This window comes from Mesorhizobium sp. Cs1299R1N1, from assembly GCF_037179655.1.
Taxonomy (GTDB): Bacteria; Pseudomonadota; Alphaproteobacteria; order Rhizobiales; family Rhizobiaceae; genus Mesorhizobium; species Mesorhizobium salmacidum.
Genome location: NZ_JAPYKR010000086.1, coordinates 1 through 1274 on the forward strand (window position 1 = coordinate 1; position 1274 = coordinate 1274).

Below are 1274 nucleotides of genomic sequence, written 5' to 3' on the forward strand. Positions count from 1 at the left end.
ATGCGCCCAGCAGAACGCCAGGCTCACGGCATTGCGCTCGGCCAACGCCCGGTATCCGGCGTAGCCGTCGACTTGCAGGATTCCGACGAAGCCCTGAAGGTGCCGCAGTGGCTGTTCGGCCTTGCGGTCGGGCGCATAGAGATAGGCGACGCCAGGTGGATCGATCCCGCCCCAAGGGCGATCGTCGCGCGCATAGGCGAACAGCTGGCCCGTCTTGGTGCGGCCGCGCCCGGGATCGAGCACCGGCGCCGTGGTCTCGTCGGCGAAGAGCTTGCCGGACGCCTTCAGCCGCTCGAACAGCCGCTCGTGGATCGGCCGGAGCAGGAAGGCTGCCTTGCCGACCCAGTCGGCGAGCGTGGACCGATCCAGGTTCACGCCCTGCCGGGCATAGATCTGCGCCTGGCGATACAGGGGAAGATGGTCGGCATACTTCGACACCAGCACGTGGGCGACGGTCGCTTCGGTCGGGATGCCCCCCTCGACGAGGCGCTCCGCTGCGGGCGCCTGCACCACGACCTCCTCGCAGCTCCGGCAGGCATACTTCGGTCGGCGCGTGACGATGACGCGGAATTGGGCCGGCACGATGTCGAGGCGCTCGGAGCGATCCTCGCCCATGACGTGCAGCATTCCCTTGCAGCACGGGCAGATCTTGTCGGGAATGTCGATGACCTGCTCGATACGCGGCAGATGCGCGGGCAGTGACCCACGGTTGGCGCGGCGCTTCCTGGCGCGAGCCTCGCGCTTGGCAGTATCGGCGGTGTCCTCCGCGGCGAAGCCTTCGGCCTCGACCTGCTCGGCCTCTTCCAGGCCCAGCAGCAGCTGCTCGACGGGCAGGCTCTCTGCCCTGCGGCCGAAGCGGTGGCGCTGCAGTTCCTTGATGATCTGGCGCAGCCGCTCGTTCTCGGCGCGCTCCGCCGCGAGCATCGCCTGAAGCGCGATCGGATCGTTGGTTTGAGGCTCGGCCGGGTTGCTCACAAGGCCGATTCAATCATGCATTCCAATGCTTTGCCAGCGTCTCTGGCCGCCCATGGAATCAACTTGCCGCGACCGGCGCGCGCGTCTCGCGGGCGTCATGCACGCGCCGCCAATCCAACCCTTCCAGGAGCGCCTGCAATTGCGCCGCCGACAACCTCACCACGCCATCGGTGATGGCAGGCCAGCAGAACTTCCCGTCCTCCAGGCGCTTCGCCAGCAGGCACACGCCGGTGCCGTCGAAGTAGACCAGCTTGACCCGGTCGGCGCGCTTGGCCCTGAAGACGTAGACCGCGCCGGAG

The 1274-nt window shown here is 67.9% G+C and carries 2 protein-coding genes; both read right to left on the bottom strand.

Going from position 1 to position 1274, the window contains the following annotated elements:
- A partial coding sequence (gene tnpC / locus O7A70_RS33795; RefSeq protein ID WP_337144203.1) for an IS66 family transposase occupies positions 1–924 on the bottom strand: 924 nt, incomplete at its 3' end.
- A 109-nt stretch (positions 925–1033) separates the two neighbouring features.
- On the bottom strand, positions 1034–1274 hold a 241-nt coding region (gene tnpB / locus O7A70_RS33800), incomplete at its 5' end, for an IS66 family insertion sequence element accessory protein TnpB (RefSeq protein WP_337144202.1).